The 23,315-nt window shown below is 39.3% G+C and carries 23 protein-coding genes; 18 read left to right on the top strand and 5 right to left on the bottom strand.

The annotated features are described in order from the left end of the window. Nucleotides 1-12: 12 nt before the first annotated feature. The 6 genes from J7I90_RS12125 to J7I90_RS12100 all read left to right on the top strand — a co-directional run bounded on the left by J7I90_RS12125 (nucleotide 13) and on the right by J7I90_RS12100 (nucleotide 6,388). On the top strand, nucleotides 13-1,098 hold the full coding sequence (locus J7I90_RS12125) for a GerAB/ArcD/ProY family transporter (protein ID WP_214771917.1): 1,086 nt from the start codon (nucleotides 13-15) through the stop codon (nucleotides 1,096-1,098). A gap of 232 nt (nucleotides 1,099-1,330) precedes the next feature. Continuing rightward, complete coding sequence (locus J7I90_RS12120; RefSeq protein ID WP_214771915.1) at nucleotides 1,331-2,317, top strand: SIS domain-containing protein; 987 nt, start codon at nucleotides 1,331-1,333, stop codon at nucleotides 2,315-2,317. 116 nt (nucleotides 2,318-2,433) lie between these two features. After that, nucleotides 2,434-3,720, top strand: a complete 1,287-nt coding sequence (locus J7I90_RS12115; RefSeq protein ID WP_214772162.1) for an ABC transporter substrate-binding protein — start codon at nucleotides 2,434-2,436, stop codon at nucleotides 3,718-3,720. Nucleotides 3,721-3,762: 42 nt separating this feature from the next. Further along, a complete protein-coding gene (locus J7I90_RS12110) occupies nucleotides 3,763-4,641 on the top strand; it encodes a carbohydrate ABC transporter permease (RefSeq protein WP_214771913.1) in 879 nt (292 codons plus the stop codon). 86 nt (nucleotides 4,642-4,727) lie between these two features. Next, complete coding sequence (locus J7I90_RS12105; RefSeq protein WP_250211001.1) at nucleotides 4,728-5,534, top strand: carbohydrate ABC transporter permease; 807 nt, start codon at nucleotides 4,728-4,730, stop codon at nucleotides 5,532-5,534. A 17-nt stretch (nucleotides 5,535-5,551) separates the two neighbouring features. Beyond that, nucleotides 5,552-6,388, top strand: coding sequence for a PfkB family carbohydrate kinase (locus tag J7I90_RS12100; RefSeq protein WP_214771909.1), 837 nt, complete (start codon nucleotides 5,552-5,554; stop codon nucleotides 6,386-6,388). A 38-nt stretch (nucleotides 6,389-6,426) separates the two neighbouring features. Here J7I90_RS12100 and J7I90_RS12095 read toward each other — a convergent pair whose 3' ends face one another. Further along, entirely contained in the window at nucleotides 6,427-7,185 is a 759-nt protein-coding gene (locus J7I90_RS12095; RefSeq protein ID WP_214771907.1) for a GntR family transcriptional regulator, read from the bottom strand. Between the two features lie 346 nt (nucleotides 7,186-7,531). Here J7I90_RS12095 and J7I90_RS12090 point away from each other — a divergent pair, with 346 nt between their 5' ends. Together J7I90_RS12090 and J7I90_RS12085 are read left to right on the top strand one after the other, a co-directional pair. Next, nucleotides 7,532-8,725 (top strand): M14 family zinc carboxypeptidase, encoded by a 1,194-nt coding sequence (locus J7I90_RS12090; protein WP_214771905.1) that lies wholly within the window; start codon nucleotides 7,532-7,534, stop codon nucleotides 8,723-8,725. A 238-nt stretch (nucleotides 8,726-8,963) separates the two neighbouring features. Next, nucleotides 8,964-10,028: a M14 family zinc carboxypeptidase gene (locus J7I90_RS12085; RefSeq protein ID WP_251025243.1), complete on the top strand. Its 1,065-nt coding sequence runs from the start codon at nucleotides 8,964-8,966 to the stop codon at nucleotides 10,026-10,028. A 233-nt stretch (nucleotides 10,029-10,261) separates the two neighbouring features. Here the strand turns inward: J7I90_RS12085 and J7I90_RS12080 are convergent, their stop codons facing one another. Continuing rightward, nucleotides 10,262-10,495, bottom strand: coding sequence for a hypothetical protein (locus J7I90_RS12080; RefSeq protein ID WP_214771903.1), 234 nt, complete (start codon nucleotides 10,493-10,495; stop codon nucleotides 10,262-10,264). 114 nt (nucleotides 10,496-10,609) lie between these two features. Further along, nucleotides 10,610-11,578 (bottom strand): agmatinase, encoded by a 969-nt coding sequence (gene speB, locus J7I90_RS12075; RefSeq protein WP_214771901.1) that lies wholly within the window; start codon nucleotides 11,576-11,578, stop codon nucleotides 10,610-10,612. A 133-nt stretch (nucleotides 11,579-11,711) separates the two neighbouring features. On the opposite strand from speB, the gene J7I90_RS12070 reads away from it, so the two are divergent. Then, complete coding sequence (locus J7I90_RS12070) at nucleotides 11,712-11,885, top strand: hypothetical protein (RefSeq protein ID WP_214771899.1); 174 nt, start codon at nucleotides 11,712-11,714, stop codon at nucleotides 11,883-11,885. Between the two features lie 103 nt (nucleotides 11,886-11,988). Continuing rightward, nucleotides 11,989-13,335: an APC family permease gene (locus J7I90_RS12065; protein ID WP_053535505.1), complete on the top strand. Its 1,347-nt coding sequence runs from the start codon at nucleotides 11,989-11,991 to the stop codon at nucleotides 13,333-13,335. A gap of 330 nt (nucleotides 13,336-13,665) precedes the next feature. Here the strand turns inward: J7I90_RS12065 and J7I90_RS12060 are convergent, their stop codons facing one another. Continuing rightward, entirely contained in the window at nucleotides 13,666-13,896 is a 231-nt protein-coding gene (locus J7I90_RS12060) for a hypothetical protein (protein ID WP_214771897.1), read from the bottom strand. A 410-nt stretch (nucleotides 13,897-14,306) separates the two neighbouring features. Between J7I90_RS12060 and J7I90_RS12055 the strand changes: the two genes are divergently transcribed. From J7I90_RS12055 to J7I90_RS12045, 3 genes are read left to right on the top strand one after another with little or no spacing between them, the layout of a single operon-like run. After that, complete coding sequence (locus tag J7I90_RS12055) at nucleotides 14,307-15,584, top strand: Glu/Leu/Phe/Val family dehydrogenase (protein WP_214771895.1); 1,278 nt, start codon at nucleotides 14,307-14,309, stop codon at nucleotides 15,582-15,584. 34 nt (nucleotides 15,585-15,618) lie between these two features. Next, a complete protein-coding gene (locus tag J7I90_RS12050; protein ID WP_034307765.1) occupies nucleotides 15,619-15,909 on the top strand; it encodes an SAV0927 family protein in 291 nt (96 codons plus the stop codon). Between the two features lie 17 nt (nucleotides 15,910-15,926). After that, nucleotides 15,927-16,175, top strand: coding sequence for a biotin/lipoyl attachment domain-containing protein (locus tag J7I90_RS12045; protein ID WP_048687574.1), 249 nt, complete (start codon nucleotides 15,927-15,929; stop codon nucleotides 16,173-16,175). Nucleotides 16,176-16,250: 75 nt separating this feature from the next. Here the strand turns inward: J7I90_RS12045 and J7I90_RS12040 are convergent, their stop codons facing one another. Further along, nucleotides 16,251-16,991, bottom strand: coding sequence for an IclR family transcriptional regulator (locus J7I90_RS12040; protein ID WP_214771893.1), 741 nt, complete (start codon nucleotides 16,989-16,991; stop codon nucleotides 16,251-16,253). Nucleotides 16,992-17,166: 175 nt separating this feature from the next. Between J7I90_RS12040 and J7I90_RS12035 the strand changes: the two genes are divergently transcribed. The 5 genes from J7I90_RS12035 to J7I90_RS12015 all read left to right on the top strand — a co-directional run bounded on the left by J7I90_RS12035 (nucleotide 17,167) and on the right by J7I90_RS12015 (nucleotide 23,298). Continuing rightward, the gene (locus J7I90_RS12035; RefSeq protein ID WP_214772158.1) at nucleotides 17,167-18,045 is read left to right on the top strand and encodes a dimethylarginine dimethylaminohydrolase family protein; all 879 of its coding nucleotides are present in this window, start codon (nucleotides 17,167-17,169) and stop codon (nucleotides 18,043-18,045) included. Beyond that, complete coding sequence (locus J7I90_RS12030) at nucleotides 18,042-19,658, top strand: M20/M25/M40 family metallo-hydrolase (protein ID WP_214771891.1); 1,617 nt, start codon at nucleotides 18,042-18,044, stop codon at nucleotides 19,656-19,658. The genes J7I90_RS12035 and J7I90_RS12030 overlap by 4 nt, the downstream gene beginning before the upstream one ends. 155 nt (nucleotides 19,659-19,813) lie before the next feature. Continuing rightward, nucleotides 19,814-21,157, top strand: coding sequence for a YfcC family protein (locus J7I90_RS12025; RefSeq protein ID WP_251025263.1), 1,344 nt, complete (start codon nucleotides 19,814-19,816; stop codon nucleotides 21,155-21,157). Nucleotides 21,158-21,208: 51 nt separating this feature from the next. Beyond that, nucleotides 21,209-22,396 carry an amidohydrolase gene (locus J7I90_RS12020; RefSeq protein WP_311381001.1) on the top strand — a complete coding sequence of 396 codons (1,188 nt, stop codon included), beginning with the start codon at nucleotides 21,209-21,211 and terminating at the stop codon, nucleotides 22,394-22,396. 140 nt (nucleotides 22,397-22,536) lie between these two features. Beyond that, nucleotides 22,537-23,298 carry a dimethylarginine dimethylaminohydrolase family protein gene (locus J7I90_RS12015; RefSeq protein WP_214771884.1) on the top strand — a complete coding sequence of 254 codons (762 nt, stop codon included), beginning with the start codon at nucleotides 22,537-22,539 and terminating at the stop codon, nucleotides 23,296-23,298. The last annotated feature ends 17 nt before the right edge of the window (nucleotides 23,299-23,315 follow it).

Genomic DNA, 23,315 nt, shown 5'->3' with positions numbered 1-23,315 from the left:
GGAGGTATCGATATGCTCGAAAAAGGAAAAATCAGCTCTGGTGAATTTCTTATAATGGTCATCATATTCACCATAGGAGGAGCGATACTTACTTTACCTTCCGTACTTGTCTCTTTAGCAAAACAGGATGGCTGGATTGCCTATATTATAGCTACTCTCATCGGGTTATGTTTCGTTTTCTTATTTACCCGGCTCGCATCGCTTTACCCATCCATGACTTATATAGAAGTTAATGAAAAAATATTTGGGAAATGGATCGGGAAGATCTCTGCACTGCTATTCTTATTTTATTTATATTACCTTTCTTCAGCGTTACTTAGTGAAATTGGGAATTTTTTTTCATCACAGGTTCTGGTTGAGACACCTATGGAAATGATTATGATCTTGTTTATAATAACAAGCTTATTTGGTGCACGGCTAGGATTGGAAGTTATCTGCCGGACTGCATTAATCTTTTTTCCTTGGCTTGTACTGCTGCTTTTCATTTTATTCGTATTTCTTATCCCGGATATCAAAATCGAAAATTTGCAACCTATATTTGAAGAAGGCATGAAACCGATAATGAAGGGATCATATCACTCTTTAGCACTGCCTTATGTCCAGCTTGTTTTCTTTTTGATGATCACTCCATATGTACATGAAAAGGCTCAAATGAAGAAAAGCTTTTATTTAGGGACTATATTAGGTGGCGGCGTTCTTTTCTTAGTGATCCTTTTCTGTATCCTCGTAGTGGGTGCTGATAATACAGCAAGGTTAACCTACCCTTCTTATAAACTGGGAATGAGGATAAGCATCGGTGATTTTTTTGAAAGGGTCGAGGTCATTGTGGCCTTCATATGGGTTTTTACAGAGTATTTTAAGTTGACCATATGTTTTTATGGACTCGCCTTGGGACTAGCTCAATTGCTGGGGATACAAAATTACAAAATACTTCTATTCCCATTAGCTTTTCTAATTCTTACTTTTACCATCTTTTCGCATCCCGATATCGTACATTATCAAAACTTTATGGCTACAGCTTGGACACCATTATCCTTAACGATTTGTTTTATTCTGCCATTGTTATTATTAATGGTTGGGAAAATTAGAAAGAAGTAAGAATGGGGTCCATCATTTTTGATGTTCTAGTGGACGTTAAATAATCTGTAAACAAAATAATTTGCCATGAAAATTTTGATGGTAAAACCGCAATTCAGCAGCTAACTGATTCATGGAAAGGGAGTAAATTAAATTTTCTGATAAATATATTGACTAAAGAATGTTGATGATTTAATATAACAATATATAACATTACATAATGTTGTATATCAAATATTAAAGGAGTGGGAAAATGAGTAAATCGGTTATGAATGTAAAAAGTAATGTAAAAACAGTATTGGATCAATTAAAGGGTAGGAAAATTAACAATATTTATTTGGTAGCATGCGGGGGATCATCTGCCATTATGTATTCAGCTAAGTATATACTGGATCGTGAAGCCAATAATATAACCTCCGATCTGTATAGTTCAAATGAGTTTATACATCGCAATCCACAACAACTAGGGAAGGAATCTTTAGTGATTTTATGCTCTATGTCCGGAACAACTCCTGAAACAGCTGAAGCGGCTAAGTTTGCAAAAAATAAAGGTGCGTTTACAGTGGCATTAACGAACGAACCAGCATCACCATTGGCCCAAAATTCGGACGTGTATATTAAATATGAATGGGGTAATGGTGTAAACGCCTTCGATACAAACCTCAGTGTTTTATATCAATTAGTTTTTGGTGTACTTCATATGGTGGAGAACAATGAAAAGTTTGGAAAACTAGTATCAAGTTTGGAGAACTTACAGCCAGTGTATGAGAAAGCCCTTGAGCAAGAGGCTTCCAATGCAAGGGTATTCGCACAATCTCATGCAAAAGAACCTGTTATCTATACAATGGCAAGTGGTTCGAACTATGGGACAGCCTATTCGTTCAGCATTTGTATCTTAATGGAAATGCAATGGATACACTCACATGCCATTCATGCTGGTGAGTACTTCCATGGACCATTTGAAATTATTGACGAAAATGTACCGTTCATCATTCTATTGGGATTGGATGAAACAAGACCATTGGAAGAAAGAGCATTAGCTTTTTCACAGCGTTATGGCAAAAAGCTAACGGTGTTAGATGCAAAACAGTATGATCTTGATGGTATTGATGAAGAAGTAAAAGGATATATTGCACCGCTTATCTTAAATCGTGTATTACGTCAATATGCAGAAGAATTAGCGGAAGCCCGTAATCATCCTTTAAGCAAAAGGCGTTATATGTGGAAAGTAGAATACTGATAATTGAAGAAAACTTAATATTCTGTATATTTTATTTGCGAATTATACTATAATGTTTTATAACATTATAGTATAATTTCCTGATGATAAAAGCATTTATAAAAAGGAGGGTATTCATGAGAAAGACAAAACTTATATTCGCATCATTTTTAAGTTTATCTTTAATGCTTGGGGGATGTTCTGGTGAAAGAACATCTTCAGAATCAGATGTTGGAAAAACTACCTTAACATTTTTCCATAGGTGGCCAAAGGAACCGGAAAAAACTTACTTTAATGAAGTTGTAAAAGAATTTGAAAAACAAAACCCCGATATCCATATTAAAACCGAAGCAGTCCTAAACGATTCGTATAAAGACAAAATTAAAGTAATGACAGGTACAAATAATCCACCAGATGTTTATTTCTCTTGGAGTGATGAATTTGCCAGTCTGTTTGTGCGAGGCAATAAAGCTTTGGATTTAACTTCTTATTATAAAAACGATCCGACATGGTCTTCTCAACTCGTTCCATCCCAAGTCAAACCATATACATTTAATAATAAGGTATATGGTGTCCCCGTAACTATGGATGGGAAAATGTTTTTCTATAACAAGGATGTCTTCGAAAAATTGAACATACACCCACCTAAAACCTGGAATGAATTTATCGATGTATTAAAAGTGTTAAAAAAGAATGATTACACAGCTCTTCAATTCGGCAGTCAAGATACTTGGACAATTTCCCATTATGTGGGCACATTGAATCAACGTCTGGTTAGTCCGGAAGTGCTGGCAATGGATTATAATCGAAAAACCGGAAAATTCAAGGATGACGGCTACATAAAAGCGCTTGAGAAATTCCAAGAGTTGTTACCTTATTTTAATGAGAATACTAATTCAATAGATCATGAATATGCAAGGCAGCAATTTTCAAATGGAAAAGCACCTATGTTTTACGCAGAAACGGCAGAGATCAAGTTATTTGGACCCACTAAGTTTGAACTTGGAATGTTTAACTTTCCTGAGGTAGAAGGAGGAAAGGGTAATCAAACAAATCTAACGGGATCGCCTGAAGGCTTTATGATTTCTTCCAAGACAAAGCATCCCAAAGAAGCGATGGAGTTTTTAAAGTTTCTAACCACTAAACATATGGGAGAAAAACTAGTCACTGATGTGGGCAAGTATAGTGCAGTTAAAGGTACGGTGAATGAAAATAATTCTTCCCCGGAACAGCTGGAAGCGGTTCAAAGCATATTAAACACAAAAGAAATGGCCCCATGGTTTGACATGAGCATTGATGCGCGTATTGCAGATGCCTATTTAACAGGAACACAAATGATGTTAAATGGAGATAAAACACCTAAACAAATTATGCGTGATGTTCAAAAAGCTGCTGATACCGTTAGATTTGAAGCGAGGAAATAAGGGGAAATCATTTTTCCGGTTTATTAAGGGAGTGATATTTTAATGATAAAACTCGATAAATTTGTACCTTATCTATATCTTCTTCCAGCCTTGGTTTTTTTATTGCTTGTTTATATTCCCATTTTCCAGAATATTGGCGATAGTATGTATAATTGGAGTACATTTTCACCAGATAAAGCATTTGTAGGGATGGATAACTATTTTACTTTATTTAAAGATCCCGTATTTTATGAAGCTTTAAAAAATAATATTCTTTATGCAGTCATTTCAATTATTTTCCAGGTTTTTGGAGGGTTAATTGTTGCAGCTGTTTTAGAAGATAAATTAATCCGTAAATTTTCACCTATATTTCGAACAGTCTATTTTTTACCAGTCGTCGTTTCAATGACAGTCATCGCCTTGCTGTTTTCATTTTTTTACAACCCGGAAGTAGGATTGTTAAATCAGTTTCTTAAAATGATTGGATTGAATAATTTAGCACTGCCATGGTTAGGTGATAGTGAAACGGCAATTTATGCAGTCATTGCTGTCTCACAGTGGCAATCAATAGGTTATATAGCCATGTTATATATCGTATCCATTCAAAAAATTTCACCTGAACTATATGAAGCAGCTGAAATGGATGGAGCGAATAAAATAAAAACGTTTTTTCACATTACGGTTCCAGCAACAAAGGAAATGACATTTGTAGCCGTAATATTAACATTGACAGGTGCCTTTACAGTGTTCAACGAGCCATATATCTTAACCGGAGGGGGACCGGGAACTTCTTCGGAAGTCCTGAGTACCTATTTATATAAAACGGCTTTTTCAAAAGATATGATGGGATATGCTTCTGCCATAGCAACGGTTATCTTAATCATTACGTTACTTATTTCTCTTGTTCAAATGAAAATATTTAAAACAGGAAAGGGGGATTAATAATGGAGATGCCTAAATCAACGATCAGAATACCGGAATTAGTTGTGGAAAATCTAAAGTATGCAAGAAAAAGAAAAACCTATAATATGAGAATAGCGCTTGTTTATGCGGGTTTGATCGCCTACTTTCTTGTTGTTGCATATCCCTTATTATGGATGGTCATCAGTTCTTTCAAAAGCACTGAGGAAATTTTCAACCATAGTTGGTCACTTCCTCATACATGGTTGTTTGAAAATTATGTTACAGCTTGGAATAGTGGGATTTCTTCCTACTTTTTAAATAGTGTCATGGTTACTGGCATGACTTGTATTCTAACGGTTTTAGTGAGTGCGTTAGGTGCATACGGATTGTCTCGCTTTGATTTTCGTGGAAAGGCTTTCATTTTGGTCATATGCTTAGGCGGTTTGATGCTATCTCCCCAAGTAAGCCTGATCCCTTTGTATAATATCATTCAGAAGCTTGGGATATATAACACCCATTGGGCGTTAATCTTACCTTATGTAGCATACAGAATTCCGCTAACCATCTTGTTGATTCGGGCCTACTTCCTGTCCATTCCGAAAGAACTGGAAGAGGCTGCCCGGCTGGATGGGTGCACAAACCTTGGAATCCTTTTTAGGATTTTCATTCCCATGAGTAAACCTATTTTATTAACGACGGTAATTTTAACAGCTTACTATACATGGAATGAATTCATGTTCGCCATCATCTTTATAGACGATGATAGTTTGCGTACGATACCTGCCGGTTTAATGCAATTCCGAGATGCATTGCAAACCGATTGGGGAGTGTTGCTTTCTGGATTAACGATTTCAGCGGCACCTATCGTCATTTTATTTTTATTCATGCAGAAGTATTTTATCCGTGGAATTGCTAGTGGAAGTGTAAAATGATAACAGGGGGAACAGGCATGAAGCTAATTGGAATTGGGGATAACGTAGTAGATTTTTATAAAGACCAAGGAAAGATATATCCCGGCGGCAATTCATTAAACGTGGCAGTAATGTACAATCGTTTAAATGAAGAGCAATCTTCATATATTGGCATTGTAGGAAATGATGGGGCGGCAGACCATGTGTTGGAGGTATTGCAAAAGGAAAAGATGGAGATTAGTAGAGTAAGACAAGCAGTAGGAGAGAATGGTATGGCCGTCGTCGCGTTGGATAAGGACGGGGACCGAATTTTCATTGGTTCCAATAGAGGGGGAATTCAATCGAGATTGGGGATTGTACTGGATGACGAGGATTTGGATTATATTCGGCAACACGACCTTCTTCATACAAGTGTTTATAGCCATATAGAGCATAACCTCCCAATATTAAGCCAACTTATTGACATTTCTTTTGATTTTTCGACAAATAAAGAAGAACACTATTTACAAAAAGTTTGTCCGTATGTGACTTATGCATTTTTTTCAGGAAGTAATTTAAACACTGCAGAGTGCCATGCACTGATTCAAAAGGTGCATTCGTTCGGCACAAAAGTGATATGTGTTACTCGTGGGGAGAAGGGAGCAATTTTATCAACTGAAAATCAATTATATGAGCAAGCTATTATCCAAACCAAAGTTGTGGATACATTGGGGGCGGGAGATTCATTTATTGCTGGTTTTCTCTCATCGTACGTCCAAGGGCAAGATGTAAATAAAGCTTTACAAAAAGGAGCTTTAGTTGCCTCCCAAACCTGTCAGGATTATGGAGCTTTTGGGTATGGTAAAGAATATATTCCTGACCATATACTGGTTTAGCATGATTTATAGATGGAAAAAGGTAACGAGATCCCGGATTAGGACGGGGATTCGTTACCTTTTTCTTGCGACATGGAACTATCAATCGTAAAGGTCACGCGATTGGCAGGATAATATAAGAAGGAGGAATGGATGGGCTGCTTCTTTGCGTCAAATGCCACTTTCTCCACTTTGAAAAGGGGATCTCCCACTTCGCACTCTAAAAATTTTGCTTCATCTGCATTTGCCAATACCATATTTAAAAGTTTCGTGTTATGAACAGGAGTTATATTATATTTATGCTTTATGATGTCATACATGGAAACGGAGTTATGGACATGTTCATTTAATTTAGGCAGAACCTTTAAGGAATAATGAGAAATTTCTAAGGTGAGAGGTTGATTATCATAGTATAAGATCCGTTGTAATTCAAGAACATCACTTTCAGGAGTAATCTCCAAGGATTTAGAAATATTAGCCGGTGCGGGTATGGTCCCAAATGAAAGGATTTTAGTTTGAGGTATCTTCCCTAATTCTGACATATATTCAGCATGACCATTAACAGCAAATAGTTCCCTTTTTACTTTAGGATATTGGACAAATGTTCCCTTTCCTTGTTGACGTATTAGAAGACCCTCTTCCACCAAGTCCAAAACAGCTTTTCTAACAGTAATGCGACTAACTCCATATATGTCACATAATTCTGTTTCAGTTGGTAATCTTTCGCCAGGAGAGTAAATCCCTTTGTTTATATCTTCAATAATAGATTGTTTCAATTGCATATATAATGGCGTAGAACTATGAGTGTTGAGTTTCATATTTTCCCCTTTCTCTTATTTTTTTTCTTTTATTATAACGTAATGTGATGTTATAGTACAAATCATCAATTCGACTAAATGCATAGTCAACATATATAAATGGTTAAAGGCATTCTGCAACAACGATCCGAGATAACAATGTCGGGGATCGTGGTTGTGGGAAAATATGCATTTTTACACAGCTAATATAAAAAGAGTATTTATTAGTGCAGCACCTAACTTATAGTTAAAGCAGGTGCCTGCATCATAAAATAGCCATAATACGACATCAAATTCCAACATATTTCCACTTTTCCTTTTTGTATAATGAAATAGAAAAATAGTCTAAGGGAGTGATTGTTGTCATATGAAAAACAGGAAAGTTATTTCAACTCTGGGAGTTGCCGTTTTATCGGCGTGTATTGCGGCACCAGCATTTGCAGCTAATGAAACATCCCCGGGAACACCCATTCAACAAACTTATTCGGTTTCAGGTTTTACAGATCATGCTGAACTAGGGAAAAAGCTAGAACAAATTGCGAGTGATAGCCAAGGTAAAGTAAAAGTGGATGTAGCTGGATATTCCAATAGAAATAGAGAAATCTATAAAGCAACCGTGGGGACTGGCGACAAAGTCGTTTTAATTCAAAGTGAGATTCATGGAAATGAGAAAACTGGTACGGATGCCATCTTGAATATTTTGAAGTTTTTGGGGACCAATTCTCCTGAAGCGGAGAAAATTCGTAAAGAAATTACCCTAGTGGCTTTGCCTAAAATTAATCCGGATGCTGCTGAATTGAACCGTCGGGGAAATGATATGACCTGGGCAGAGGTCGTGGAACAGTTTCCGCAGTTAGCAGGAGCGAAACCATCCTGGAACTATTATACATACAAAAATGAATCATTCGATTATGAGTCCAAACCTGGCTTCGATGTCAATCGTGATTTTAATCCTGATTTAAACTATACTCCTCAAGCTAAAGACTTCCCTGGAAAATCATCCACCCCTGGTTGGTTCATTACACCTGAATCACAAACAACACGTGATGTTTACAAGTCTCTACTGAAGCAATACGGAAAGGTGGAGATTTTTGTGGACTTACATCACCAAGCTCCCTATTACGAAGTTGATGGAACGGATGATTTAGTCACCTACTCGATTTCCGCTCAATTTGTTCCTGATCCAAGCTCGCCTTCAGGACAAGATTATGCCAAATATGCAAAAAACTATAATTATGATTTTTCCAGACAATTGAATGTGGCGGTATATAATGCCATGAAAGCACAAGGTAATTCTCCATTTGGGAATATATCCTTGTATCCGCAAAACCAAAACCTTCCTGGAACGGCTTTAGGAGCCTTTGCTTTAAATGGAAGCGGGACAGTGCTCTTTGAAGTCAGGGGTCAAACACAGTCTTTTGGCCAAAAGAAAAAAGGCATGCTCATTAAAGCAGTGGAAAGAGGGTTATATGGAATAATTGATGGAGTTACTGATGGTTCAGTATATAAAATCAATCCGGAACAATACGAGTCAATTCCCTTGACGGAGGGCAGGCAATAATAAAAATTGATAGTTTTATCAACTTAGTAACCAGACGGGTGCCCGCCTGGTTTTTCTTCATGATCGGTTACGGCAAACAGAAATAGTTTTTTGAATATCGCCTTTGACAATTTATTAGTGTAGGAGAAAACTATTTGGAAACATAGTCATTTTTGACTATTAACATAAAGTAGTAAAAATGTCAGAATATTATTAATAGTTATATTTTGATCATTATATTTTATAAGGAGGGTTTTTATTGAATTTTAAAAAGAAAGTTCTATCAGTTTCATTATCTAGTTTAATGACGTTAGGCGCAGTAACAGCTGTTGCGGTGCCAGTCGGAGCGGTTGGAAATGGCCCCAGTGCTGGAAATGGACAAGTGACAACTTCAAATCTTCATACATATGAAAGCCTGGTAAGCTATCTTGAAACACAGGATGCAAAACAAGAAAGGCTGGCACTGGAAGTAATCGGGGAAACGGTAAAAGGAAGGGACATTTACCTCGCGAAGTACATGTCAAATCCTAAGAATCCTACTATACTATTTTTAACGCAACAGCATGGAAATGAACAACTGACTACCGAGGGCGCACTCGAATTCATTAAACATCTAGGCACGAACAAGACTAAAGGCATTTTGGAAAATGTTAATATACTGATCATTCCCATGTTAAATGCAGATGGGGCCATGGGAGATGTTAATTTCCCTCTTGATGACTATTTAGCAAAAGGTGATCGGCATCTAACACGGGCAAATGCAAATGGGATCGACTTGAATCGTGAGCATGCTAAAGAAACTGATTCCATGCAAGTAGAGGTAAAAGCTTTACACGAAAATGTATTTGCGAAATACGATATAGATTACATGATAGATTTACACCATCAAGGGACGCTAAGCGAAACGGACGGTGAACTTGTTTCAGGTTCGATTCTTTATCCTACAAACGCGAACGTAAAGCCTGAAGTGTTAGAAGCCTCAAAAAAACTGGGTGCTGTCGTATATAACTCCATTGAACCAACTGGTTGGGGGCATATTGGCAGGTATGATGGCGGTTCTGGAGAAAATATAGGCCGTAATGGTGCAGCCGTCCGTTATGATATTGCCACATTGCTCTTTGAGATGCGAGGTATGTCGGACCACAATGTGGAGTCAGTAGCGCTAGGACAAAAAAGTAATGGCTATCTCATTAAGCAAACAGTAACCACTTTGGATGCAGCTGTAAGAGCTCTTGCCGATGATTCAATTGAAACTGTCGATGCAAGCTTTTGGGACACCCTGCCAACACAATACAATCGTCCTGGGTCAGAATCAGACGAATAAAATGAAGACACATTCCACTCTTTCAGATGGGATGTGTTTTTTTGATTCCTTATGTCGCCGGAAACAGGAGGAGGAGCCAATTTTCCCTACCCGATATGACATTATTTACAGTGAAAATAGCAGTACTACTATAGTAAAAGTTGACATAAAAAAAAGCATCTGCTTTCACTTAAGAAGATGCTCAGTTTGTCGACAAAAGGGGGTTCGGAATGATTTCACATAGAACCATGATTTTAAAGGAAGATTAGATGATCCTTAATGTTTTTTTCTGTTTTATGACCCTCAATTGAAGAAATTTGCGACACTCCTGCCGAATAGCTGGCGACGCTTGCGTGGAGGAAGCTTGGCAGACAGTCGGCGGAAAGGGAGCGGATTTCTGAAATCAGCTGGAACATTTTTAAAGAAAAAAGACTGTAGACAAATTCGCTTTCTTCGAATTTGTCTACAGTCTGAGCATCTGTTTTCATAAACAGATGCTTTTTGAATTTCAGGACTTTTTTATTTTCTACTTAGTTTTTATATCATTAGCTTGGATCTTTCTGATCGATTAACAGTATCGGCCTGTATGGCCAGTGTTTGTCCTATAAACTTTTTTCGGCTGAATTCTCCTTTTTTTCTTCTTCTTTTAGTTGTAAGGCTACTAGACTGGCAAAGTCATGAATGATGGTGGCTGCCAATAGTGATGTAATTTGTGTTGGATCATACGGCGGGAGGACTTCCACCAGGTCGAATCCAATAAAGTTGAATCCTTGCAGAGAGCGTATCATCTCTAGGGTTTCAAAACTATTCAGACCGCCGACCTCCAATGTGCCAGTTCCAGGAGCGCAGGATGGATCGACAAAATCAATATCAAATGTCAAGAAACATGGTGTATCCCCGATGGTTTCCTTGACTTCCTTCACGACATCTTCGATTCCTCTCTTCTTCAGCTCGGGCGTAGTTATCACATTGTATCCTAGTTCTGTACTGGAATCTAAATCTCCTGGATGATTGAGCGTACCTCTGATGCCAATCTGGAAAACTTTATCCGTTTGGAGCAAGCCTTCCTCATATGCACGGATAAATGGGGAACCATGCCAGTATTTTTCTTCATAATAGGTATCCCAAGTATCTGTATGTGAATCAAAATGAAGAAGTGCAACAGGGCCGTGTATTTTTGCGGCTGCTCTTAAATTAGCCAATGTTACTGAGTGATCTCCACCGATGCCTATTGGAATGATGCCGTTTTTCATCAAGTCTGCCATAGCTTTTTCAATTAACTCATAGCTTCGATGTATATTATGGGGAATAACTGACACGTCCCCAATATCAATTGCATTACATTCGTCAAACGGAAATACCTTGTGAATGGGATGATAAGGAAACAACGTCATGGATGCTTGGCGGACTGCCTGTGGAGCAAACCGGGCTCCTACCCTGAATGAAGCAGCTGTATCGAAAGGCATACCTACGACTGCCAATTTGGCATTTTCCCTTGAAGCAGGTAAGCGCATAAATGATCCGGTGGTACAAAACTCCGGTTTAACATCAGGTGATAAAGGATATTTCATTTTTCTATTCCTCCATTTTCTTATAGCTTAATAATTTTGAAACTCATTTAAATGAATTCCTATAGATGATTAATCATGCAATTACCATGCCAAATCACTGTGAGTGATTTAATGAGATTTTTTACGAGATAACATGGGCTTTGTGTATGCAAAGGCGAATAAGTTATGGGGAAATGAATCGCCGATGAAGATGATGCTGGAAGACTTCATATCTTTGAATCAATCATTTGCGGGTAAGAATAAAGGAATTAGGGCGTTTTTCGTTTGTCGAAATAAACCGAAATCATATGGCACAGAAATTGCATAAAGGTATACAGGTAAAACTTTTAAAATAGAGGGAGGCATGGGGATTATTCTAGTTAAGAAATTGAACTCACTGATTTGAAAGCGGTTTCAAGGAGGAATGATAGGTGGAAAATGAGGTTACATTGAAAAGATCACTGAAATTATGGCAAATCGTTATGATGGGGTTAGCATATATGACCCCGATGGTCGTATTTGATACATTCGGCATTGTATCTGGGATTACGGGTGGTCATGTGCCGACTGCCTATATCGTTGCATTGGTGGGGATGCTTTTTACAGCTGCCAGCTATGGAAAACTTGTAAAGGTTTTTCCTGCTGCAGGTTCTGCCTACACTTATACGCAAAAGGCGATAAACCCTCATTTAGGATTCCTGGTAGGATGGTCTTCGTTGCTGGACTATTTGTTTTTACCTATGGTCAATGCATTGTTGACCAAAATTTATCTGACAGCATTATTTCCAGGAGTTCCTACATGGATTTGGGTAGTATTGTTCGTAGCAATCGTCACCATTCTCAATCTCAGGAGCGTCAATGTGCTTGCTAACTTTAATGCGCTTTTTGTTTTAATTCAGATTGCCATCATGGCAGTGTTCATCATTCTTGTTGTCAAAGGTTTAAATGATGGGGAAGGTACAGGAGAAGTGTTTACATTAATGCCTTTCGTAAATGAAGGGATGGATTTCTCGGCCATAATTACCGGGGCTACGATCCTTTGTTTTTCCTTTTTGGGATTCGATGCGGTAACGACACTATCTGAGGAAACGCCGGATCCGAAAAAAACGATTCCAAAAGCGATATTTTTAACTGCGCTTTGGGGTGGGATCATCTTCATTACCGCATCTTTCTTTATTCAGCTCTTTTTTCCGGATATATCCCGTTTTAAGGAACCGGATGCTGCATTACCGGAAATCGCCCTTTATGTAGGCGGGAAGCTATTTCAATCCATTTTTCTTTGTACGACATTCGTCAATACGCTAGCCTCGGGACTAGCCTCGCATGCCAGCGTTTCCCGTCTTTTGTATGTTATGGGCCGTGATAAAGTATTTCCGGAAAAATGGTTTGGATTCATTCATCCCAAGTGGAAGACACCAGCCATTAATGTACTCATAGTTGGAGTCATTTCAATGTCGGCTTTATTCTTTGATTTAGTGACAGCAACGTCACTGATTAACTTTGGTGCATTAATGGCATTTACCTTTGTAAATCTTTCAGTGATCAGCCATTTTATCATTCGGGAAAAGGAGCACCGAACGATAAAGGGGTGTATTAAATACTTAATTATGCCTTTAATTGGAGCTATAGCAATTGGCATTCTATGGATCAACCTTGAGGCAAGTTCCCTAATAATGGGGACGAGTTGGTTCATTATTGGTTTTTGTTATCTATTATATATCACAAAGGCATTCAGGAAGGCACCGCCCCAATACCAAGTTGAAGAAATTCAGCTATGAGATTTTCCAAGGAAAAACGCATCCGATAAGGATGCTTCAATTTATAGACTTCAAAAGGTTTCGGAATGGTTTCATTCCGAAACCTTTTTGATTTTTAATTGGATAAGAATAGATGACCGCGACCATTTCTGGCCCTTGCCTGTCCAGTTGGATATCTTCTTTATATTCATGTAAGAGTCGCCTGCACTGACAATATTTTACGTCCGCTTGTTGTCCAAAGCATGCCATGGCTTTTCTTTTGCATCAGCGAATATTTCCATAAGTAGTAGAGACATAACCTAAGAACCAGCATAGGCCACGTTCGTATTACCTCTTCAATGGTCTTACGCATCAATCGGTTAAATAGGGTAGATTGATTGATTGATTGATTGTCAGGTTAACCTTGATTACTGGGTCAATACTTGGGCCTACCTCTGTTTCTTTCACTAAGTCATAAATGAAAGAGATATCAATGGCGTCCACAATTATACGAACCAAATGATTCGAATGCTCCAAATGACAACATTTAAAGTCGATTTCACTTAATAGAATCATGTTTAGAAAGTATCCTTTTGATTTCAAGTTTTAATACTTCTTTTTTAAAAACAAATAAGACTGTAGGCAAAAGGGTTCTATTTAAAGGATAAACAAAGTTGATTGGAACGGAAGGTGCGAGACCCCGCAGGCGAAAGCCGAGGAGGCACCAGGACCGCCCGCGTAAAGCGAGTGCCTGGAAGCTACGTTAGAATGTATTATTATCGCTGTTTGTCTACAGTCTGACGTATCCTAAAAGGATGCGTTTTTTTATGTGTTTAATCATCACTTTTTACATATGCAAATCTGAATTGCTTATGAATTAATACATATGTCCTGATGATTGTATGTGTGATATGGGTGAGGACAGATGGCGGTATGGTGCTATTCATACAATATCCTCAAAGCTGGCATGAAAGTTGCTTAATAAGTAATAAGAATAAAAGTGAGGTGCTAAAATGTCAGAGGAAATTAAGGTTATTGAAAAACGTCAATTGGATAATCCACTGCAAGAATTCCAGGATATCTTAAAAGAAGCGATTCATGTTTTGGACTATCCAGAGCAGGTTTTTGATTTTTTGAAAGCGCCAATGCGTTTTCTGGAAGTCTGTATTCCTATTCAAATGGATAATGGCGAGACAAGGATGTTTCAAGGGTATCGTGCTCAACATAATGATGCAGCCGGTCCAACGAAAGGGGGTATCCGGTTTCACCCGGATGTCACTCCTGAAGAAGTTAAGGCATTGGCCGGATGGATGAGCTTGAAATGCGGAATAACCGATCTTCCATACGGAGGGGCAAAAGGCGGCATTGTGTGTGATCCGAGACAGATGAGTTCATTTGAGCTTGAACGATTAAGCAGAGGGTATGTCAGGGCGGTAAGTCAAATAGTGGGCCCTACAAAAGATATCCCGGCACCAGATATGTATACGAATTCACAAATCATGGCCTGGATGCTGGATGAATATGATCACATCAGGGAATTCGATTCACCTGGCTTCATTACAGGAAAGCCTCTGAGATTAGGAGGATCGAAGGGCAGGGAAAAAGCCACTTCCAAGGGCGTATTATATACACTTCAAATGATTTGTGATTTAAAGGGGATTCCGATTGAAGGCATGCGGGTAATTATCCAGGGATTCGGGAATGTTGGCAGTCATTTAGCATTGTATTTACATGAAATGGGGGCCAAGGTTGTCGGAATAGCGGATGAGCTTGGAGGTTTATATGATCCGAATGGATTGGATATTCCTTACCTTTTGGAGAACAGGGACTCTTTTGGGGTGGTTTCGAACTTATACCAAGATTCCTTATCCAATCAAGAATTATTGGAAAAAGAGTGTGATGTGCTGATTCCCGCAGCCATTAGCGGAGTGGTGAATAAGGATAATGCGAAACGACTAAAATGTGAAATCCTGATTGAAGCTGCAAATGGGCCGACGACAAAGGAAGCGATCAAGATTCTCGATGATAAGGGTATAGTCCTAGTCCCTGATATTTTGGCGAATTCAGGAGGGGTGATAGTCTCGTATTTTGAATGGTGCCAGAACAATCAAGGTTATTACTGGACGGAAGAGCTTGTCGATGAACGATTGAAGGAAAAGATAACGGCCAGCTTTTTGAATGTCTACCATACTTCACAAAAATATTCCGTGAACATGAAAGTGGCCGCTTATATTGAAGGGATTCGCAAAATAGCAGAAGCATCCCAGCTTCGGGGGTGGATCAGGTTCTGAACGAATTATGGATTACAAGAAAGGGGGCAATCCGTTGAATTTTGATATTCTTTCCGAAAATAAAGAAAACCAGGCTATTCATCATTATTGCTTATTGTCACAAGATTATAGATATGATGTAACCATTGTATATTCGGCCCAGTTTTTCGGTAAAGCAATGGTGACTTCCATGCAAAGCGGAAGAATGATCCTGCTTTGTGCCAATGATATTAATTTAGATCAGTACTGGGCTCCGACCCTCGGCATTGAACAAGAAGATATATCTGAGTTCCAAAACTTTCTTAGGTTAGTTTTACAAACCCCATTTCATTTTGAAGAATACTGAAGGAAGGAATGATGTAAATGTACGTTGATGTGATTCTTAGCCCTTGTGATGGCAGGGTTGAAAAAATTTCAATATCCAAAAATTCCAGATTTTACGAATGGGAACAATTATTTCAGATTAAGAAGGCAGATGGAAGTGTGGAAATCATTGATATTGGTGTCAGCGGGAAAATAGAAACATTGGAGGTATTGGAAGGCGAACCAGTGGTGGCCGGCGAGGTCCTCGCCTATTTTAAAGAAGATTTATTTGTGACCGGCAGCGATTAATATAAAGCGAAAAGAAGATGAAATGATTCATCTTCTTTTCGTTTTATCCGATAATCCTTCACTTCTCTCTTATTATCATGGTCCCCTATACCCCAATTTTGCAGAAACCCGATTCCCAGTTTCCATCACATTCTTAATGAGGAAATCGAGTCTTTCATCTGTCAGGTTAAAGCTGACAAAACCAATGCTCACCGCACCGTGAACTTCCCCAAAATGGTTCAATATCGGCACGGCAACAGAACATGTTCCCTCTGTTCTTTCACTGTGACTGATTCCATGTCCCTTCGTTTTAGTCTCTTGCAATATATCCCAAAAAGCTGCTCTTTCTTGAGTTGGCAGAAGAGCATCGACGATTTTTTTCGTTTGATTATATGGCATATAGGCGAGCATCGCTTTATTGGCAGCCCCGATATGCATAGGTACACGTGAGCCAAGCTGGTCATAAACCCGGATTTGGCTCTTTTCACTGTCGATCCTTTCGATAACGAGTGATTCCATCCCGATTGGTTGGCTTAGATAGACGCTTTCCTCCACTTTGTTCATAAGCCTTTCGAGTTCAGGCCTTATTTGACTAATGTAATCCATTTTGTCATACATGCGTAAACCATATTCGAGCCAAATATTCCCCAAACCATATTGTTTGGATTGCCCGTCCTGTTGAATTAATCCATGCAAGGACATTGCCTTTAACAAACGATGCATGGAGCTGACAGGAAGATCACATTCTTGGGAAAGTTCCGTAATTGACAGCCAGTTTTCAGAAGAATTGGATACCAGCACCTTTATGACGTTCATGGCGCGGTCAATTGATTGCATATACAAACCACCTATCTTTCCATACAAGTTAAATAAAAAGTTAATTTATTTGAAAATTTAAAACATATTGACATTATACCAAAACTAAATTTATAATAAAAGAAAAATTCCTATTAGCGGAAACGTTTTCCGATATGCGGAAAAGGAGGGGGAGGCAGTGACATTTTGCTCGTCCATGTACAAACCATTGGATCGTGTCATTGTAAAACATCCGAAAGAAGCTTTTATTAGTCAAGAGCATTTAAGTCAAACATGGCGGAACTTCAACTTTCTGGAAGAGCCAGATTTCAACGAAGCGCTAACGGAGTTTGGTGACTTTATATCCATTTTGGAGAAATATGTCCCAAACATCGATTATTTGCCAGCATCTTCAGTAGTTGGCATTGACTCCTTATATGCGCATGACCCAGTCAAATTCACTAGCCAAGGGGCCATTATTTTAAAGTCGGGGAAAGAATCGAGGCAGCCTGAAGCGACTGTATACAAGGAATACTGTAAGGAAAAAAACATTCCGATCATTGGGTATTTAACGGGTGATGCGGTCGCGGATGGCGGTGATATCGTTTGGCTTGATGATAAGACCTTGGTTGTCGGACATGGTTATCGTACAAACGCTGAAGCCATTCGGCAATTAAAGGAAATGACCGCACATCTTGTGGATGAATTTATCGTAGTTCAGCTTCCGCATGATCAAGGAGAGGCAGAGTGTCTCCATCTAATGTCTTTCATCAGCATGGTCGACCATGATTTAGCGGTAGTTCATTCCCGCCTTATGCCTGTCTTTTTCAGAAAACTGCTTATTGAACGAGGCATTAAGCTTATCGAAGTGCCGATTGATGAGTACTTGAACTTGGGTTGTAATGTGCTTGCCATTGCTCCGCGGGTTTGCGTGATACCTTCTGGGAACGCTTACACAAAGCAAAAGCTTATTGATTCGGGAGCGACAGTTTATGAGTACAAAGGAACTGAAATCAGTTTCAAAGGCACTGGAGGTCCTACCTGTTTAACCTGCCCGGTGGTGCGTACAAATATTGATGAAGGGGGATTGAAATGAGTCAATTACTATGGGGTACTCCAGAAAGGCTCCGTGCTTTGTTGTGTGAACTTGTTAGCTGGGAAAGCCGTACTCTTACACCAGGGGAGCGAATGTTCCCTTATAAGGTGCAAGAGAAATTAAGGGAGCTCGATTATTTTAAAAGGAATCCGGCACATTTATCGCTTCACGAGGCAGATTTAGGCAGGAATTTTGTCAATGCCTTTTATAAACATCCCGATAGCAAGGAGACCGTTGTTTTAATTAGTCATTTTGATACGGTTCATACTGAAGAATACGGTGACCTTGAGACTCTTGCATTTCAACCAGAGGAGCTCACGAAAAAACTTCATGGTAGGAAAGATGATCTGCCGGAAGAAGCGCGCATTGATCTGGAATCAGGAAAGTATTTGTTTGGTAGAGGAACGATGGATATGAAAATGGGGCTTGCCCTTCATATGGCTATCATCGAAAAGGCAAGCATCGAACAATGGCCGATCAATCTCCTGCTGTTAACGGTTCCGGATGAGGAAGTGAATTCTGCTGGAATGAGGGCTGCAGTTAAAGAACTTGTGGCTTTACGTGATAGATATGACCTTTCCTATAAAGTGTTTCTCAATAGTGAACCGTCCTTTTCACAGAAACCGGGTGATAATAATCATTATATTTATTCCGGAACTTTGGGGAAAATTATGCCCGCTGCCCTTTTTTATGGGAAAGAAACTCATGTAGGTGAGCCATTAAAGGGCATAACGGCTAACTATATAGCCTCGTTTCTCACGCAGCTCATGGAGTGGAACACTCTTTTTCTGGAAAGTGACCTTGGCGAGGAAACACCTTTACCAGTATCTCTTCAGCAAAAAGACCTAAAACTACAATATTCAACACAGACACCTTATCGGGCAGCCGCGCTTTATAATGTGTTCATCATGAAAAGAACAGCTGCAGAAATAATGGGACTATTCGAGCAGGTTGCGAACGAAGCAGCGATGAAATGCAATGAATCTTATAAAGAACTTTGTCTGCGTGAACAAATTGAAGGTGTAGGCGAAGTACAAGTATTGCGCTACGAAAAGTTACTTTCATATGCCGAGGGCAAATTTGGCGGGAGTTTTGTTGAGCAAATAAAGAGTGAAGTTAAAGGAAACAAGGATTTGGATGAACGGGAAAAATCAGTGCGGATCGCTGAAAAATTGATGATACAATGTCAGGAGCTTTCACCCGCCATTGTATTGCTGTTCGCACCGCCATATTATCCAGCCGTCAATTCGTCCGATGATCCGCTTATCATCGAATCTGTGAAATTAATGAAGGAAACTGCCAGAAAGTTTGATGAAGAAGTCAAACAAATTCATTATTTTAATGGCCTTTGCGATTTAAGCTATGTTCAATATACTGATGACTCTGATGGCTGGACGGCTTTTGAAAAAAATACACCAGTCTGGGGCGATACTTACAGCATTCCCTTTGCCGATATGCAAAAACTTCAGGCACCCGTACTTAATGTGGGGCCATTCGGCAAGGATGCCCATCAGCGTACTGAGCGCCTTCACATCGATAGCGCCTTTGTCCATACGCCCGTTATGCTTGAGAAGTTAATAATGAGTATGTTTAAGTGTTTGGTTGAGAAGTGATGGTCCGATTAGGAAAGTATTAAACTTTAACTGGGGGTATAAAGATGAATGACCTGCCTAATGGTCCAATCACTTCCAAGCCGCTTAATCAGAATAATAAGCCACTTAACCAACTAACGGTGCTGCCGGAAAAAGGGATAAATCCTTTTGTATTAATGTTTATCGTAATTGTGATAGTGACGTTTCTAACCTATATCTTACCAGCAGGCCAATATGAAAGAATTGAAAAGGATGGCCGAAGTGTAGTCGATCCCACTTCTTTTGAGTTCGTGGAATCAACACCTGTGGGATTATTGGAAATGTTCAGCAGTATTCATGGAGGGATGATTGAAGGAGCGTCAATTATTTTGTTCGTCTTTTTGTTTGGCGGAGCACTGGGAATCATGCAGGCAACAGGAGCACTGGATTCTTTCATTAAGTTTGTGGCTGTCCGATTCGGAACAAAAGAAAAATTGCTTATTCCGTTGATGGTATTAATCTTCGCATCATTAGGGACACTGATCGGCTCTGCTGAGGATGCATTAGTTTATATCGCCATCATTGTTCCGATGACGATCGCATTAGGCTTTGATGCACTTACTGGTTTTGCGATCGTCATCCTTGGAACATTGGCGACTGGATTCATTTCGGGCATTACGAACCCATTTAATGTCGGAGTTGCCCAAAGCATTGCAGAATTGCCCATGTATTCGGGAATGGGATTGCGAATCGCTCTTCTTGCAGTTTTTTATGTCGTTACAGTATTGTACATCTATTTTCATGCAATGAAGGTCAAAAGGAACCCTGAACTGGGGGAGTATGGGAAATTCAGGCGTGAAGAACATGGACAACTTGATAAAAACTTTAGGATGAGCAAAAGACATAGCGCTGCTTTAATTATTTTATTGGTGAATTTCATCCTATTAGTCTATGGAGTTATTAAATTAGGATGGTATATAAGTGAAATTGGCGGCTTGTTCTTATTAAGCGGGATCATAATGGGCCTAATCGGAGGCTTGACTCCGTCCAAGATGGCTAATGGTTTTATTTCAGGAGCAGGCGATATGGTTTCCGGGGCATTGATAATAGGTGTTGCTCAGACAATCTTGGTCATCATTACAAGTGGTGGATTGCTTGATACCATTTTATATTATGCTGCAGGATTGGTTGAGCAGCTTCCTCCCGCCATAAATGCAATCGGAATGTTCATTGTCCAATTATTCCTTAACTTCATTGTTCCTTCAGGAAGTGGACAAGCAGCATTGACGATGCCGATCATGGCTCCATTAGCGGATTTAATGGGTGTGACAAGACAAACGGCAGTTTTAGCTTTCCAATTAGGGGATGGGATTTCGAATATGATATTTCCGACTTCTGGAGTGCTATTGGCTGGACTGGCAGTGGCCGGCATATCATTTACGAAATGGGTAAAATGGGTATTTCCCTTTCTTTTGATTCAGGTTGCCGTAGCGATTATCTTTTTGATCATTGCTCAAAGCATAAAGTATGGCCCTTTTTAAAGTTCTGAAAAAACTGAATATTCGAACTAGGTGATCTAGGAGGCATTTATGATGAAGACAATACAGGAGACAGTTGTGGATGAAGTGATTTCATGGAGACGTCATTTTCATGAAAATCCGGAGCTCTCGTATCAGGAGCACCAGACTTCCGAATTCATTTATAGGAAATTAAAAACCTTTACAGGATTAGAAGTGACGAGACCTACCGAAACGAGTGTTTTAGCGGTTCTCAAAGGAGCTGAAAAATCACCCCAAAAATCGAATACCATTTCCTTTCGTGCAGATATTGATGCACTCCCGATTGAAGAGGAAGCAGATATTGAATATAAATCAAAAAATCCTGGGGTTATGCATGCATGCGGACATGATGCACATGCTGCGATGTTATTAGGTGCTGCAAAAGTCCTCTCCGCGAAAAAAGATGCGATTAATGGAGAAATCAGGTTTATTTTCCAACACGCCGAAGAGGTTCTGCCAGGAGGAGCTCAGGAATTGGTGAAAAAAGGGGTCATGGAAGGAGTGGATTATGCATTCGCACTGCATGTTACTCCTTATGAACGAACAGGGACCATATGTTTAAGGGAAGGGGTATTCTGTGCAGCAGCCGATGATTTTGAAATTAAAATTATTGGTCAGGGAGGTCATGCGTCAACTCCGGAATTAACGGTGGATCCGCTTATCATTGGTGCAGAAATAACGACGAATATTCAACATATCGTTTCCAGAAAAATTTCAGCTCTTAGGACACCTGTCATTTCAGTCACCCAATTCCATTCCGGAAGTGCGCTCAATGTCATACCTGAATATGCAGAAATCGGCGGTACCATTCGTTCCTTGGACTCTGAAAGCCGAGTGAAAGCAAGGGAGTATCTAGAGCAAATCGTTAAGGGGATTGCAGAAGCGCATGGGGCAAAGTGTGAAGTCACTTGGTATTTAGGGTATCCAGCAGTGGTGAATGATAAAGCTGCCGTTGATATTTCAGGAACGGTCATGGAAGGTATTTTTGAAGAAAATAATATCATCCAGGTTGATGATCCAATGTTTGGGACAGAAGATTTTTCGGCTTTTTCCGAAATCGTTCCCTCTTCCATGCAATTTCTAGGCGTCCATGATAATGAGTTTGGAAAAGCTTATCCTTTGCACCATCCTAAATTTAAAATCGATGAGAAGGCTTTAGGGTATGGAGTAAGATATTTTGTAGGAATAGCGGATAAATTATGCGGTCATCAAAATAATTGAGAAGCATGGGCTAATAAGAGACACCCCTTATCAAGAAAGGCTTTCGGTTGTCACTTCTCTCGCTATTGTCATAGTTATTTCAAAAAGGTGAATTTTCCACATTTTAAAAAATAAGCTACCTATTTAGGAGGAATATATATATGTTTAATCATGCGATTGTAAGAAAGATTGGAAAAAGTTTTGTAAATGGCTTAACAACATCGGATTTAGGAACCCCGAATTATGAAAAAGCGCTTGTACAACACGAGGCTTATGTAGAAGCATTAAAACGCTGCGGTGTGAAAGTGACCGTTCTCGAATCGGATGAGAGATACCCTGATTCCACGTTTGTTGAAGATACCGCGGTGTTGACGCCAAAATGTGCCCTTGTAACCAATCCCGGTGCAGAAAGCCGGAATGGTGAGATCAATGAAATGAAAGAAGTTTTAAAGGACTTTTATGACACAATCGAATATATTCAATCTCCAGGTATGTTAGATGGTGGGGATGTAATGCAAGTTGAGGATCACTTCTATGTTGGCCTTTCAACTAGAACGAATGAAGCCGGTGCTCTTCAGTTCAAAGATGTTATGGGTAAATATGGATATGAAACGACCATCATTCCCCTTAAGAAATTCTTTCATTTAAAAACGGGTGTCAATTACCTGGGAGACAATAACTTATTAGTGGCAGGGGAATTCATTAATCACGAGGCTTTTTCTAGCTTTAATCAAATCATCGTAAAAGAGGAAGAAGAGTATTCCGGTAACTGCGTCAGAATGAACGAATGCGTTATTGTCCCTAAAGGGTTTGATGGTACAAAGAAAAAAATTGAAGATTTGGGATACACAGTGATTGAAGTGGAGATGACTGAATTTCAAAAACAAGATGGCGGACTTAGTTGTCTTTCATTGAGGTTCTAATATGGTTTGGGAGAAGG

Source organism: Bacillus sp. ISL-57, from assembly GCF_018613135.1.
GTDB lineage: Bacteria > Bacillota > Bacilli > Bacillales > DSM-1321 > Peribacillus > Peribacillus frigoritolerans.
Note: the sequence above shows the minus strand (reverse complement) of the source record. Positions and strands in the feature narration are given on the sequence as shown.

Excerpts from the sequence above, each read along its gene's own strand:
- J7I90_RS12125 (WP_214771917.1), top strand. The coding sequence starts at position 13 with ATGCTCGAAAAAGGAAAAATCAGCTCTGGTGAATTTCTTATAATGGTC.
- J7I90_RS12120 (WP_214771915.1), top strand. The coding sequence starts at position 1,331 with ATGAGTAAATCGGTTATGAATGTAAAAAGTAATGTAAAAACAGTATTG.
- J7I90_RS12115 (WP_214772162.1), top strand. The coding sequence starts at position 2,434 with ATGAGAAAGACAAAACTTATATTCGCATCATTTTTAAGTTTATCTTTA.
- J7I90_RS12110 (WP_214771913.1), top strand. The coding sequence starts at position 3,763 with ATGATAAAACTCGATAAATTTGTACCTTATCTATATCTTCTTCCAGCC.
- J7I90_RS12105 (WP_250211001.1), top strand. The coding sequence starts at position 4,728 with ATGAGAATAGCGCTTGTTTATGCGGGTTTGATCGCCTACTTTCTTGTT.
- J7I90_RS12100 (WP_214771909.1), top strand. The coding sequence starts at position 5,552 with ATGAAGCTAATTGGAATTGGGGATAACGTAGTAGATTTTTATAAAGAC.
- J7I90_RS12095 (WP_214771907.1), bottom strand. The coding sequence starts at position 7,185 with ATGAAACTCAACACTCATAGTTCTACGCCATTATATATGCAATTGAAA.
- J7I90_RS12090 (WP_214771905.1), top strand. The coding sequence starts at position 7,532 with ATGAAAAACAGGAAAGTTATTTCAACTCTGGGAGTTGCCGTTTTATCG.
- J7I90_RS12080 (WP_214771903.1), bottom strand. The coding sequence starts at position 10,495 with ATGAAAACAGATGCTCAGACTGTAGACAAATTCGAAGAAAGCGAATTT.
- speB (WP_214771901.1), bottom strand. The coding sequence starts at position 11,578 with ATGAAATATCCTTTATCACCTGATGTTAAACCGGAGTTTTGTACCACC.
- J7I90_RS12070 (WP_214771899.1), top strand. The coding sequence starts at position 11,712 with ATGGGCTTTGTGTATGCAAAGGCGAATAAGTTATGGGGAAATGAATCG.
- J7I90_RS12055 (WP_214771895.1), top strand. The coding sequence starts at position 14,307 with ATGTCAGAGGAAATTAAGGTTATTGAAAAACGTCAATTGGATAATCCA.
- J7I90_RS12045 (WP_048687574.1), top strand. The coding sequence starts at position 15,927 with ATGTACGTTGATGTGATTCTTAGCCCTTGTGATGGCAGGGTTGAAAAA.
- J7I90_RS12040 (WP_214771893.1), bottom strand. The coding sequence starts at position 16,991 with ATGCAATCAATTGACCGCGCCATGAACGTCATAAAGGTGCTGGTATCC.
- J7I90_RS12035 (WP_214772158.1), top strand. The coding sequence starts at position 17,167 with ATGTACAAACCATTGGATCGTGTCATTGTAAAACATCCGAAAGAAGCT.
- J7I90_RS12030 (WP_214771891.1), top strand. The coding sequence starts at position 18,042 with ATGAGTCAATTACTATGGGGTACTCCAGAAAGGCTCCGTGCTTTGTTG.
- J7I90_RS12025 (WP_251025263.1), top strand. The coding sequence starts at position 19,814 with ATGTTTATCGTAATTGTGATAGTGACGTTTCTAACCTATATCTTACCA.
- J7I90_RS12020 (WP_311381001.1), top strand. The coding sequence starts at position 21,209 with ATGAAGACAATACAGGAGACAGTTGTGGATGAAGTGATTTCATGGAGA.
- J7I90_RS12015 (WP_214771884.1), top strand. The coding sequence starts at position 22,537 with ATGTTTAATCATGCGATTGTAAGAAAGATTGGAAAAAGTTTTGTAAAT.